Origin of the sequence: Kribbella pratensis, from assembly GCF_004366075.1 — a bacterium.
Lineage (GTDB): Bacteria > Actinomycetota > Actinomycetes > Propionibacteriales > Kribbellaceae > Kribbella > Kribbella pratensis.
Genome location: NZ_SODU01000001.1, coordinates 1,300,178 through 1,312,688 on the forward strand (window position 1 = coordinate 1,300,178; position 12,511 = coordinate 1,312,688).

Here is a 12,511-nt window from a genome sequence, read left to right on the forward strand (position 1 = left end):
CGGCTTTGCATAATCATTCAGAGTGGTGCATACTTTTCCTGTGTCCAAGGTGCTTACTTCTTTGCCGGTCGGTGAGCGGGTCGGGATTGCCTTCTCGGGTGGTCTCGACACGTCGGTTGCGGTTGCGTGGATGCGGGACAAGGGTGCGATTCCCTGCACGTACACCGCTGATCTCGGGCAGTACGACGAGCCCGACATCGGGTCGGTCCCCGGCCGCGCGACGGCGTACGGGGCCGAGATCACCCGGCTCGTGGACTGCCGTGCGGCGCTCGTCGAGGAAGGGCTCGCGGCGCTGGCCTGCGGCGCGTTCCACATCCGGTCCGGCGGGCGGACGTACTTCAACACCACCCCGATCGGCCGGGCGGTGACCGGCACGATGCTGGTCAAGGCGATGCTCGACGACGACGTCCAGATCTGGGGCGACGGCTCGACCTTCAAGGGCAACGACATCGAGCGGTTCTACCGCTACGGCCTCCTCGCGAACCCGCAGCTGCGGATCTACAAGCCGTGGCTGGACGCGCAGTTCGTGCACGAGCTTGGCGGCCGGAAGGAAATGTCCGAGTGGCTGGTCGCGCACGGCCTGCCGTACCGCGACAGCACCGAGAAGGCATACTCCACCGACGCGAACATCTGGGGCGCGACCCACGAGGCGAAGACCCTCGAGCACCTCGACACCGGGGTGGAGACGGTCGACCCGATCATGGGCGTCGCGCACTGGGACCCGGCGGTCGAGATCCCCGCCGAGGACGTCACGATCGGCTTCGTGCAGGGCCGGCCGGTGACGATCAACGGCAAGGAGTTCGGTACGGCGGTCGACCTGGTCCTGGAGGCCAACGCGATCGGCGGCCGGCACGGGCTCGGCATGTCGGACCAGATCGAGAACCGGGTCATCGAGGCGAAGAGCCGGGGCATCTACGAGGCGCCCGGGATGGCGCTGCTGCACGCGGCGTACGAGCGGCTGGTGAACGCGATCCACAACGAGGACACGATCGCGAGCTACCACAACGAAGGCCGCAAGCTCGGGCGGCTGATGTACGAAGGCCGTTGGCTCGACCCCCAGGCGCTGATGGTCCGGGAAGGGCTGCAGCGGTGGGTCGGTACGGCGGTGACCGGCGAGGTCACGCTCCGGCTCCGGCGCGGCGAGGACTACTCGATCATCGACACCACCGGGCCCGCGCTCAGCTACCATCCGGACAAGCTGTCGATGGAGCGGATCGAGGACTCGGCGTTCGGCCCGGTCGACCGGATCGGCCAGCTGACCATGCGGAACCTGGACATCGCGGACTCGCGCGCGAAGCTGGAGCAGTACGCCGGTCTCGGCATGTTCGGCTCGTCCAACCCCGCGCTCGCGTCGTCCACCGAACTGATCGGCGAACTCCCGACGGGCGGCGCCGAAGCCATCGCCTCCCGCGGCGAGGCCACCGAGGAGGACGAGCTCCTCGACCGCGCCGCCATGGAATCCGGCACGGACTGAGTCACCCCCAGAGTCACCCCCAGAGTCACCCCCCAGAGTCATCCACAGAGTTTCAGTCGCAGGCCGCGGTTAACGGCATCCCGTGAGATGCAACCGCGACCTCGCGACTGAGCAGTCTGGATCGGCCAGGCTCCGGTCAGTGGCGGAGTTGTCCGCGCGTGGCCTTGGTCCGGTCGACCGGCTTCGCGGCGACGTCCTCGGCTGCGCCGGAGGTGCTCCGCGGTGGGGCGCCGGGCGGCGTCAGGCCGGCGCCGGCCTGACGACGGATGTCCGCCAGCTCCACCTGCAGCAAGTGCGCCCGGCCGGCGGCGCCACCCAGCACCAAGCCCGCCTGTCCCGCGGCCTGCTGAGCCAGGTCCTTGTACTGCCCGCGAAGAAGGCGATCGGCTCCCTGTCCGACGAGGTCACCCAGCCGGCCGTTGGCGGTCTGCACGGTCAGCTGCGAGACAGTCCTGGCGACGACCAGCGCGGCCTGCTGAGCGGCTGCGGAGCGTTCGTCGGCGGGCAACGCGTCGAGGTGCCGATGCGCGTCGATGTTCGCCTGAACGGCCGTCTGCAGACGGTGCCCAGGAGCCGCTGCGGACATCCGCTCCACGATCCCGTCCGCCGGCTGACCGTCCGCGAACTCGCGGGCGACCTCGGCCAGGAACGCGGGCCTCATCGTGTTCTCCACCGTCGCGATGAACTCACGTTCTTCGGTCGTGATCGGGCGCGGGGCGGGAATGGGTACGGCCATGCTCGGAAGTGAAGCAGATCGGTGGGGTCAGGCGTCGAAGTCCAGGGTGACGGTCGGGGTGGTCGGGTGGGACTGGCAGGTGAGAACGTAGCCGGCACGGATCTCGTCGGGCTCCAAGGCCCAGTTCGTGTCCATCCGGACGCTGCCGTCGAGGACCTTGGCGCGGCACGTGCCGCACACTCCGCCCTTGCACGCGAACGGAGCATCGGACCGTACGGCGAGAGTCGCGTCCAGCACCGCCTTCGAGAGCTCCCCCAGCGCGAACGTCGACCGGCGGCCGTCGAGGATCACCGTCACCTGGGCCGCGTCTTCGTCGACGGCGGCCTCCTCGATCGGCGCCTTCGGAGCCTCGTCGCCGACATGGAACAGCTCGGCGTGGACGTGTTCGCGCGCGACCCCCTCGGACAGCAGGAGGTCCTGCGCGCCGACGACCATCGCGTACGGGCCGCACAGGAACCACTCGTCGACGGTGTCCAGCGGGAGGATCGTCGCGAACATTCGCCGCAGGCGGTCCGCGTCGATGCGGCCGCTGAAGAGCTCCACCTCGGTCGTCTCGCGCGACAACACGTGCACGAGGTGCAGGCGCTCGGCGTACCGGTCCTTCAGGTCGGCCAGTTCGTCGGCGAACATCACCGAGCCCGCGGTCCGGTTGCCGTACAGCAAGGTCACCCGGCTGGCGGGTTCGATCGCGAGGACCGTCGCGACCAGCGACAGGACAGGCGTGATTCCGCTGCCCGCGGCAACGAACGCGTAGTGCTTCGCGTTGGCGGCGTCGAACGCCGTACCGAAGCGGCCGAGCGGGGTCATCACCTCGAGCTCGTCGCCGACCTTCAGGTCCTTGGCGGCGTACGACGAGAACTCGCCGCCGGGGAGGCGCTTCACCCCGATCCGCAGCACGCCTGATCCCGCGGGCGAGCAGATCGAGTAGCTGCGGCGTACCTCTTCTCCGGTACGGCGGATCGTGAGGTGCTGGCCCGCGGTGAACTCGTACTCGTCCGCAAGCTCCGGCGGTACGGCGAAGGTGATCGCGACCGCGTCGTCGGTGACGGGCTCGATCGCGGCGACCTTCAGCGAGTGGAACGTTGCACGCCGGCGAGGGGCGATGGTCGTCATCTAGATCGCCTTGAAGTGATCGAAGGGTTCGCGGCAGGAGTTGCAGCGCCAGAGCGATTTGCAGGAGGTCGAGCCGAAGCGGCTGAGCTCCGAGGTGTTGGGCGAGCCGCACAAGGGGCAGCGGATGCTCAACTGCAGCAGGACCGGGGCGTTGGCCCGGGACTGGGATGGAGGGAAGGGGGCGGGGGCGCTCGTGCCGGGTGGCGGGGCGATGCCGTAGTCCGTCAGCTTCGCCTTTCCTGCTTCCGTCATCCAGTCGGTCGTCCACGGCGGCGACAGGACCGTCTCGACCCTTCCGTGGACGTGCAACGCCTGGAGTGTCAGTTCGACCTCGTGGCGGATCAGGTCCATGGCGGGACAGCCGGAGTACGTCGGGGTGATCGTCACGACGACCTCGTCGCCCTCGTGCCGCACGCCGCGCAGTACGCCGAGGTCCGCGATCGTGAGCACCGGCACCTCGGGATCCACGACCTCGCCGACGGCCTCGAGGATCGCCGCGTCGGTCACCATGTCGCACCCGGATGCGAACGCGCCACGTGCTGCAGTTCGGCCAGCAGATAGCCCATGTGCTCGGTATGACGACCCGAACGACCGCCGGAGTGCTGGTACGACGATGTCGGCCGCTCACACGTCGACTCGTCGATGACCGCCGTCACGCGCCGGGTCCACTCCTCCTCCAGCGTGGACGGATCGACGGCGACCGACAGCTGCCGTACGACGTCGTCCGACGCGAACATCTCAGCGGTGTAAGGCCACAGCGCGTCCAGCGCAGCCTGCATCCGCCGGTGGCTCTCCTCGGTCCCGTCGCCCAGCCGCAGCACCCACTGCGTCGCGTGGTCGACGTGGTACGCCACCTCCTTGACCGCCTTCCCCGCCACACCGGCCAGCGTCTCGTCGGCACACGACCGCAGCTCGTCGTACAGCAGGTGCTGGTACGTCGCGAAGTACAGCAACCGTGCCATTGCGAACGCGAAGTCGCCGTTCGGCAGCTCGCACAACTGCAGGTTCCGGAACTCGCGCTCGTCCCGGAAGTACGCGAGCTCGTCCTCGGTGCGGCCGTCCAGCGAGCCGGCGTACTGCAGCAGCGAACGCGCCTGCCCCAGCTGGTCCAGCCCGATGTTGCCGAGCGCAACATCCTCCTCGAGCTGCGGCGCGGCCGCGATCCACTCGCCGGTGCGCTGCGCCGCGATCAGCGCGTCGTCACCGAGGCGAAGCGTGTATTCGAGCAGGTCGTTCACAGGTGCTCGACGCCTTCCGGGACCTCGTAGAACGTCGGATGCCGGTACACCTTGTCGCCGGCCGGGTCGAAGAACTCGTCCTTCTCGTCCGGCGAAGACGCAGTGATGTCCGACGCCCGCACCACCCAGATCGACACGCCTTCCTGGCGGCGGGTGTACACGTCCCGCGCGTTCCGCAACGCCATCGTCGCGTCCGGCGCATGCAGGCTCCCCACATGCGTGTGCGACAGCCCGCGGCGCGACCGCACGAACACCTCGTAGAGCGGCTCGACGCTGTGCTTGCTGATGAACTCGCTCCGTTCGTTCATGCGGCACGCTCCGCTCGCTTGGCCGCATAGGCGGCCGCGGCCTCGCGGACCCAGGCGCCGTCCTCGTGCGCCTTCACGCGATGCGACAGCCGCTGCTGGTTGCACGGACCGTTGCCCTTCACCACGTCGTACAGCTCGGTGTAGTCGGGCTCGGTGAACCGGTAGTGCCCGTCCTCGTACACCAGTCCGTCGTCAGGGACGCGCAGCCCGAGTACGTCGGCCTGCGGCACGGTCATGTCCACGAACCGCTGCCGCAGCTCGTCGTTGCTGTGCCGCTTGATCCCCCACGCCATCGACTGCTCCGAATGCGTCGACGCCGCGTCCGGCGGGCCGAACATCATCAGCGACGGCCACCACCAGCGGTTCAAGGCGTCCTGCGCCATCGCCTTCTGCGCCTCAGTGCCTTTCGACAACGTGTACAGGATCTCGAACCCCTGCCGCTGGTGGAACGACTCCTCCTTGCAGACCCGCACCATCGCCCGCGCGTACGGCCCGTAGGAGCAGCGGCACAGCGGGACCTGGTTGACGATCGCCGCGCCGTCGACCAGCCAGCCGATCGCACCGATGTCGGCCCAGGTCAGCGTCGGGTAGTTGAAGATGCTGGAGTACTTCTGCTTGCCGCTGTGCAGCAGGTCGAGCAGGTCCGCGCGGTCCACGCCGAGCGTTTCCGCGGCGGCGTACAGGTAGAGACCGTGGCCGGCCTCGTCCTGCACCTTCGCCATCAGGATCGCCTTGCGGCGCAGCGACGGCGCGCGACTGATCCAGTTGCCCTCCGGCTGCATGCCGATGATCTCGGAGTGCGCGTGCTGCGCGATCTGCCGGATCAGGGTCTTGCGGTACCCGTCCGGCATCGCGTCCCGCGGCTCGATCCGGCCGTCGGCGTCGATGGTCGCCTGGAAGTCCATACCGACAGCATATGTGACACTTTTTCTCAGAATCAACAACAGGTGTCACAAAGGTGGTGCTGGACCCACCCAGGAAGTGGGTTTGACGCACTGGGGACGGCCGGTCGGGGTCGCGAGGATTGAGTCAACAGCTCAACCCTTCCACAGTTTTCGGAGGACCCCGTGACTACAACCACCCTCCCGGCCGTCGATCATCGCGGCCCGGTCACCGGCCGGGAGCGTGCGCTCGCACCCGACCTGATCCGGGGCGCGATGCTGCTGCTGATCGGCCTGGCGAACAGCGCCAACTTCGCGTTCGCCGGCCAGCCCGGCGTGGAGAGCGCGCCGCACGGCTTCGAGCGCATCCTGAACTTCCTCAAACTCACCTTCGTCGACGCCCGGGCGTACCCGGTGTTCGCGGTGATGTTCGGCTACGGCCTCGTGCAGCTGGCCCGGCGGCAGCGGTCCTCGGGCGCCACCACCGGTGCTGTCCGGCGGATCCTGCTCAGGCGCAACGCCTGGCTGATCGGCTTCGGCGTCGTCCACGCGACGCTGCTGTACTTCGGTGACTTCCTCGGCGCCTACGGAATCGTGGGCATCATCTGCACGCTGTTCCTGCTCAACCGCGGCGACAAGTTCCACCGGATCGTCCTCGCGATCTGGGCGTTCATGACCGTCGAGGTCTTGTTCGTCGGGGCCAAGGCCACGCTCGCGATCGTCAACAGCTCCGGCCCCGCGCACGCGCTGACGAACTCCCCGAACCCGTCGCTGGCCGCCTCGTCCTACCTGGGCAGCCTGGTCGACCGGCTGCACGAGTACCCGCTGCACGCCGCGAGCGTCATCCCCTTCATCATCATCGTCTGGCTCGGCATCTGGGCCGCCCGCAAGCAGATCCTGGAGAACCCGGGCGCCCACAAGACCCTGCTCACCCGGGTGGCAGTCGGCGGTCTCGGCCTCACCGTCCTGGGCGGCCTGCCGCTCGCGCTGGTCGGAGCCGGCTGGATGCACGTCGACGAGAGTGCGGTGGACGCGCTGAGCCTGCTGTCCCACGTGTCCGGCATGTTCGGCGGACCTGGGTACGTCGCTCTGTTCGGCCTGCTCGTCCTGCGGATCCGCAAGCTGTCGCTGCCGGTCCGTGCGATCTCCGCACTTGGTCAGCGCTCGCTGTCCGGGTACCTCTTCCAGTCGGTCTCGTGGATGATCCTGCTGGCGCCGTTCACGCTGGACCTGCGGTTCGGAAGTACGGCGTACACCGCGGCGCTGGTCGCGATCGGCGTCTGGGTCATGTCGGTCGCCGGCGCTTATCTGATGAGCCGGCGTTCCTACCGCGGTCCGGCCGAGACCCTGCTGCGCAAGCTCGTGTACTGACTTGCGAGGATTGCGTTCATGAGTGACTTCGGCGTACCGGAACCGGCCAACCTCTCGGATCTGTCCGGCGACACTCCGGTAGCTGAAACGAGCGTCAGGCTCGCACTGCCCGCGGAGGCAGGAGAGATCGGCGAGATCCAGGTCGCGGCCTGGCGTACGGCGTACGCCGGGCTGCTGCCGGCCGACGTCCTCGCCGATCTCAACCCGGCGCAGTTCGCGGCCCAGTGGCGGGCCGCGCTGCTCGCTCCGGGCGAGGCGCGGAACCGGGTCATGGTCGCGCTGGCCGGCCGCACGCTGGTCGGCTTCGCGGCCATCACACCGTCCGACGACCCGGACGGCGACCCGCAGCACGACGCGTTGATCGCCGAGCTGGCGGTCAACCCGGAGGCGACCCGCGCCGGCCACGGCTCCCGCCTCCTGAACGCCGTCGTCGACACGGTCCGCGCCGACGGCTTCCGCCGGGTCACCGTCTGGGTCAACTCGACCGACGACGTACTCCGCGCCTTCTACACCGAGGCCGGCTGGGCCCCCGACGGCGCCCACCGCGAACTCGACCTCTACGGCGACGAGTCCGTCCGCATCAAGCAGATCCGCCTCCACACCGACCCCGGCACGGAGTAATCCCCCGCGGCCAATAGCAGGTCGCCGATCGGCGACGGGCCGGGGGTGGTGCTCGACGGCCACTGGTGGGCATGACAGATTGTCACGGACCGATCACGCATGGCCATCCGCTGGAGTCTGCATGAAGTACCTCACCCTGGCCGTCGGCCTGGGCCTGTCCGCTGCAGCCGTTCTCGTCGTTCCCGGTTCCGGTGCGACCGCCTCGACGCAAGAGGCGACCGTTGTCGACAAGCCACATCAGGTGGCGACCAAGTACCTCGAGCAGAAACCGCGCTGGTTGGAGTGCGGCGACGCCGAGCTCCGCACGTACTGCGCGAAGATCACCGTCCCGCGCGACTGGGCCAACCAGTACGCCGGGAACGACCTGCAGATCGCCGTCAGCAAGGTCGCCCCGGCCAAAGGCAAGCCGAGCCGGGTCGTGTTCGGCAACCCCGGCGGACCCGGTGGCGCCGGCCTCGGAATGGCGCCGTACCTCGCGAGCCAGGGACCGCTCGCCAAGGACCACCTCGCCGTCGGCTTCGACCCGCGCGGCACCGGCGGCAGCTCGAACGTGAGCTGCGACGGCGCCCCCGGCTTCACGATGGACGCGCGCGACCGCGCTCCCGCGACCCGCGACCTGATCGCCGAGGCCTCGGAGATGACGCAGACGTACTGCGACCAGCAGTCCCGCGGCCTGCTCCCCTACATCACCACCGCGCAGACGGTGCAGGACATGGACCTGATCCGGCGGCTGCTCGGCTTCGACAAGCTGGACTACGTCGGGTACTCCGGCGGCACCTGGCTCGGGGCGTACTACCAGACCTACTTCCCCGAGCACGTCGGCCGGTTCGTGCTGGACTCGAACACGGACTTCACCAAGGGCTGGCTGGACACGTTCGTCAGCCAGCCGCAGGCGTTCGAGCGCCGGTTCCGCGAGGACTTCGCGCCCTGGGCGGCCAAGTACGACGACCAGCTGCACCTCGGTTCGTCACCGGGTGCGATCATCCGCCTGTACGAACGGTTACGACGGGCCCTCAAGGAGGAGCCCGCGACCGAAGAGTTCCTGGACGGCGCGGTCAACGTCAGGTACGACGAGAACACCCTCGACCTGATGGTGACCGGGGATATGTACTCGAAGCTCGACTTCCATTCCCTCGCGGCCGACCTGCTATTTCTCCATGACCTTTCCGCGGCGCAGGCAAAGGGCGGTCCGCGGGCCGCGCAACGCAAGGTCGACGGGCTCTCGAAGGCCCGCCAGCAGCAACTGGTCGAACGCGCCGGCCGGTCCCCCGTCGGCCTCCGGATGCTCGGTGAGGACGACGCCGAGGACGCGACGTTCACCGCCATCACCTGCAACGACACGGTCTGGCCGCAAGGCCGCGAGTACGGCGAACAACTCGCCGCCCGTCTCGGTCCGCACTTCCCGCTGGTCGGCTGGACGATGTCCGAGAACCCCTGCTTCTACTGGGACCGTCCGAACCTGACCATGCCGACACCGACCGGCAAAGGCTTGCCCACAACGCTGATGGTGCAGTCCGTGCACGATCCCGCGACCAGCTACAGCCTCGCTGCGGCGGCCCACAGCCGGTACGCCGGTTCGCGGCTGCTGACTGTCACGCGCGAAGGCGACCACGGCATCTACGGCGGTGTGAACCGCTGCGCGGACCGGATCGTCAACACGTTCCTCACCACCGGGGTCGCGCCGGCCAAGGACGTGAGCTGCGCCGGCGAAGGCATCCCCGCACCAGTGGCCGAGGAGCCCGGTCTCGACGAAGGCGCCGGTGCTCCTTTACGAAAGGTCGCCGGATTCACAAAAGCTGTTTCCGGCTATCTGCCGTGACGAGCGCTTGAAAGCGGACTGCATTTCCCCTACGGACCGGCAGGTCGCGGTCACGGTCGGCGAAATCCGGCCGGGGATTTCGTTGTCAGGACAAATTTGTCAGGGCGATGTCAGGGTTGCGTCCCTGTGCGACGCAGCGTGATCACGGCACTCTTGAGGTAGCGCGGAGGAACCGATCGTCGACTGGGAGGGCCCGACGACTGGTGACCATCGCGGACGTGGCTTCGGCCGGCTGTGGTGTGGGGGGACTGCCTGGGGGGTCAGACAGAGGACACAGCCGGCCGGGCCACGAATCTGGATCCGCGCCCTCAGATCCCTCGCGGGGCATCGTCGATCCCCCAGGTCGTGGTGCTCCGCGAGGCACGCCCGGTTCAGAACGGATCGCGCGTCCGCTCCGCCGGTGTAGCTGCTGAGCTGGATTCCGGCGGCGGGTAACCGTCCGCAACCGCGGCCAGTGGCGCCGCGCGGCCGGCCGACCAAGCCGCCCGGAAGGCCCGCCGCTCGAGCGACGCTTCGACCGCGGCTCGCGTGGCCTCGCAACCGGCCTTCTCGATCTCCGGCACCGGCGCCCCGATGACCTCGCGGACTCCGTCGGCGGCACCGAGCAGAAATGCGGCGTACTCGCTGCGCTCGCGTTGCTGTGCGACCGCGGCGAGTTCCTCCAGCACACTGGCCGACCGCCACCGGTCCCCCAGATCCCGATGCTCGGCCAGGCTTTCGTCGAGCAGGTGTACGGCGCGGTCGGTCAGGCCACGCCGGCGTTCGACGATACCGAGCTGGTTCAGCGACCAGGCGGCACCCTCGCGATATCCGAGCCGTTGCGACAGCGCGAGGCTCTCCTGCAGCAGATCCTCGGCCTCGACCAGTTCACCGCCGTACTGCGCGATGGCGCCGAGGCTGATCAGCGACCAGGCGAGTCCTTCGCCGTCACCGACGGCCCGGAAGCTGTCGCGAGCTCGCCGGCACCGGCGCGCGCCGATCTCGAGGTCGCCGCGGAGCCAGGCCACGAAGCCGAGGTAATTGTGCGCCCAGGCCATTCCGACCCGGTCGCCGAGACTCTCGTACAGGTCGTAACTCTCGCAGTGCAGGTCCTCCGCCGCTTCGTAGTCGCCCCGTTCGCGTGCGACACCGCCGAGTCGTTGCAGCACCAACGCAGTGCCGGACGTGTCGCCAAGCGCCTTGTACTGCCGCAAGGCGGTCTTCAGTCGCTCGGTCGCGGCGTCGTACTCGCACTGGAGGAACGCCAGTGTCCCGGCGCCCAGGTTGGCCTTCGCATACACCGGCGCGAGCTCCGCGATCCGTTCGGGCGGCACCGACTCGCCGAGTTGCAGGGCACGCTCGAGCCACTGGCTGCCCTCGGCGTAGTGCCCGCGAAGGTAGCAGAACAGCCACAGCCCACCGGCCAGTCGCAACGCCTCGTCGATCGAGCTGGTCCGCAGCGCCCACGCCATCGCGGATCGCAGGTTCGCGAGCTCACCGTCCAACCGGTCGAGCCACTCCCCCTGTTCCGGTCCACGCAGCCGGCTCTCCGATTCCTCGGCCAGGCCGACGTAGTACTGCGCATGCCGCGCGGCTGCGTCGTCCGTCTGTCCAGCGGCCCGCAGGCGATCGGCCGCGAACTCCCGGATCACGCCGAGCATGTAGTACCGCGCGACGCCGTCGCGCCTGGTCACCCGGATCAGCGACTTGTCGGCCAGCCGCCCGATGAGGTCGAGAGCCTCGACCCGGGTCGCGGCACCGGGCATGACCGCTGCCGCCGCGCCCAGCGTCCAGCCGCCGGCGAACACCGACAGCCGGGCGAACACGTCCCGCTCGGCCTCGCTGAGCAGTGCATGGCTCCACTCGATCGCGCCGTACATCGACTGCTGGCGAGGTGACGCGGTGCGTGGACCGCCGGCCAGGATGCCGAACGACGTGTCGAGCTCGCTCGCGAGTTCCTCGATCGTCATCACGTTCGTCCGCGCCGCGGCCAGCTCGATCGCGAGCGGCATCCCCTCCAGGCGGCGTACCACGCGCGCGACCTGGTCGAGCTCGCCGGCCGGGTCGTAGCCGCGGGCGATGGCGCGTTCGACGAACAGCCGCACCGCTTCCGACGACGTCAACCGGTCCTCGTCGTGCGGCAGGGACAGGGCGGGTACGACGTACACGCTCTCTCCCGCCAGCCGCAGCAGCTCCCGGCTGGACGCGAGGATGGACAGGTTGGGGCAGGACTCGAGCAAGATCGAGCAGACCTGCCCGACCGTCGCGACCTGGTGCGAGCAGTTGTCGAACACCAGCAGCATCGTGCTCCGGCCGATCTGCTCGGCGATGTCCTCGACCAGCCGGGTGCTTTCCTGCCGATGCATGCCGATCGACGCGGCGACGGCGAGAGCGACCGCGGCGGAGTCGGTGACCGACGCGAGCGGCACCCAGCAGACGCCGTCGGGGAACTTGTCCGCCACGTCGCCGGCGAGTGCCAGGGTGAGGCGGGTCTTGCCGACACCACCTGGTCCGGTCAAGGTCAGCAAGCGAGTCAGTCGCTGCCCGAGCAGGCGCGTCGTCGCGGTCAGCTCGGTCGTCCGTCCGATCAGCTCGTTGGCCGGCGCGGGTGGTTGCCGCATCGGTAGGCGAACCGAGCCGGCCTCCTTGCGGGCTGTCGCGGTCAGCAGGGCCCGCTCCGGCTCACCGAGCTTCAGCGCGTCCGCGAGCAGACGCAGCGTCTGCGCCCGCGGCGCACGCCTGCGTCCTCGCTCCAACGCCGCGATCGCGTCGACGCTGAGACCGGCTCGTTCGGCCAGCGCTTCCTGCGACAGCCCCGCCTCGCGTCGGTGCCGGCGCAGTAGCCCGCCGAACCCAGCCCCCTGTACGTCGCCCGTGCCGCGGCGAGATCCGTCTGATGGCACAGGACGGCCCCACCCAGTCTCCGACCTTTACGTGGCGGCTGCCACGTACCTGCGAAAATATCGCGTTC

Annotated in this window: 11 protein-coding genes; 4 read left to right on the forward strand and 7 right to left on the reverse strand. The window is 69.0% G+C overall.

Annotated features, from left to right (window positions below; all coding sequences use genetic code 11):
- Window positions 1-40: 40 nt before the first annotated feature.
- Window positions 41-1,474: an argininosuccinate synthase gene (gene argG, locus EV137_RS06245; protein ID WP_133998469.1), complete on the forward strand. Its 1,434-nt coding sequence runs from the start codon at window positions 41-43 to the stop codon at window positions 1,472-1,474.
- Between the two features lie 136 nt (window positions 1,475-1,610).
- Here the strand turns inward: argG and EV137_RS06250 are convergent, their stop codons facing one another.
- Genes EV137_RS06250 through paaA form a run of 6 tightly spaced genes read right to left on the reverse strand, consistent with a single transcriptional unit; the run spans window position 1,611 to window position 5,774 of the window.
- Window positions 1,611-2,210 (reverse strand): hypothetical protein, encoded by a 600-nt coding sequence (locus tag EV137_RS06250; protein ID WP_134127097.1) that lies wholly within the window; start codon window positions 2,208-2,210, stop codon window positions 1,611-1,613.
- Between the two features lie 27 nt (window positions 2,211-2,237).
- A complete protein-coding gene (paaE, locus tag EV137_RS06255; protein ID WP_134127099.1) occupies window positions 2,238-3,323 on the reverse strand; it encodes a 1,2-phenylacetyl-CoA epoxidase subunit PaaE in 1,086 nt (361 codons plus the stop codon).
- Window positions 3,324-3,833 carry a 1,2-phenylacetyl-CoA epoxidase subunit PaaD gene (paaD, locus tag EV137_RS06260; RefSeq protein WP_133998479.1) on the reverse strand — a complete coding sequence of 170 codons (510 nt, stop codon included), beginning with the start codon at window positions 3,831-3,833 and terminating at the stop codon, window positions 3,324-3,326.
- Window positions 3,827-4,561: a 1,2-phenylacetyl-CoA epoxidase subunit PaaC gene (gene paaC / locus EV137_RS06265; protein WP_134127101.1), complete on the reverse strand. Its 735-nt coding sequence runs from the start codon at window positions 4,559-4,561 to the stop codon at window positions 3,827-3,829. The genes paaD and paaC overlap by 7 nt, the downstream gene beginning before the upstream one ends.
- On the reverse strand, window positions 4,558-4,869 hold the full coding sequence (gene paaB, locus EV137_RS06270) for a 1,2-phenylacetyl-CoA epoxidase subunit PaaB (protein ID WP_133998486.1): 312 nt from the start codon (window positions 4,867-4,869) through the stop codon (window positions 4,558-4,560). The genes paaC and paaB overlap by 4 nt, the downstream gene beginning before the upstream one ends.
- Complete coding sequence (gene paaA / locus EV137_RS06275; protein WP_134127103.1) at window positions 4,866-5,774, reverse strand: 1,2-phenylacetyl-CoA epoxidase subunit PaaA; 909 nt, start codon at window positions 5,772-5,774, stop codon at window positions 4,866-4,868. Before paaA ends, paaB begins: the two co-directional genes overlap by 4 nt.
- Window positions 5,775-5,936: 162 nt before the next feature.
- Between paaA and EV137_RS06280 the strand changes: the two genes are divergently transcribed.
- The 3 genes from EV137_RS06280 (at window position 5,937) to EV137_RS06290 (ending at window position 9,561) form a co-directional block, all read left to right on the forward strand.
- Window positions 5,937-7,121 carry a DUF418 domain-containing protein gene (locus tag EV137_RS06280; protein WP_238175123.1) on the forward strand — a complete coding sequence of 395 codons (1,185 nt, stop codon included), beginning with the start codon at window positions 5,937-5,939 and terminating at the stop codon, window positions 7,119-7,121.
- 18 nt (window positions 7,122-7,139) lie between these two features.
- Window positions 7,140-7,742 (forward strand): GNAT family N-acetyltransferase, encoded by a 603-nt coding sequence (locus tag EV137_RS06285; RefSeq protein ID WP_133998489.1) that lies wholly within the window; start codon window positions 7,140-7,142, stop codon window positions 7,740-7,742.
- A gap of 121 nt (window positions 7,743-7,863) precedes the next feature.
- Window positions 7,864-9,561 (forward strand): alpha/beta hydrolase, encoded by a 1,698-nt coding sequence (locus EV137_RS06290; protein ID WP_134127105.1) that lies wholly within the window; start codon window positions 7,864-7,866, stop codon window positions 9,559-9,561.
- A gap of 371 nt (window positions 9,562-9,932) precedes the next feature.
- On the opposite strand, the gene EV137_RS06295 is transcribed toward EV137_RS06290, so the two are convergent.
- Window positions 9,933-12,443 carry an ATP-binding protein gene (locus EV137_RS06295; RefSeq protein WP_134127107.1) on the reverse strand — a complete coding sequence of 837 codons (2,511 nt, stop codon included), beginning with the start codon at window positions 12,441-12,443 and terminating at the stop codon, window positions 9,933-9,935.
- Between the last annotated feature and the right edge of the window lie 68 nt (window positions 12,444-12,511).

Coding starts and splice junctions, on each gene's coding strand:
- EV137_RS06250 (WP_134127097.1), bottom strand. CDS start 2,210: ATGGCCGTACCCATTCCCGCCCCGCGCCCGATCACGACCGAAGAACGT.
- paaE (WP_134127099.1), bottom strand. CDS start 3,323: ATGACGACCATCGCCCCTCGCCGGCGTGCAACGTTCCACTCGCTGAAG.
- paaD (WP_133998479.1), bottom strand. CDS start 3,833: ATGGTGACCGACGCGGCGATCCTCGAGGCCGTCGGCGAGGTCGTGGAT.
- paaB (WP_133998486.1), bottom strand. CDS start 4,869: ATGAACGAACGGAGCGAGTTCATCAGCAAGCACAGCGTCGAGCCGCTC.
- paaA (WP_134127103.1), bottom strand. CDS start 5,774: ATGGACTTCCAGGCGACCATCGACGCCGACGGCCGGATCGAGCCGCGG.
- EV137_RS06285 (WP_133998489.1), top strand. CDS start 7,140: ATGAGTGACTTCGGCGTACCGGAACCGGCCAACCTCTCGGATCTGTCC.
- EV137_RS06290 (WP_134127105.1), top strand. CDS start 7,864: ATGAAGTACCTCACCCTGGCCGTCGGCCTGGGCCTGTCCGCTGCAGCC.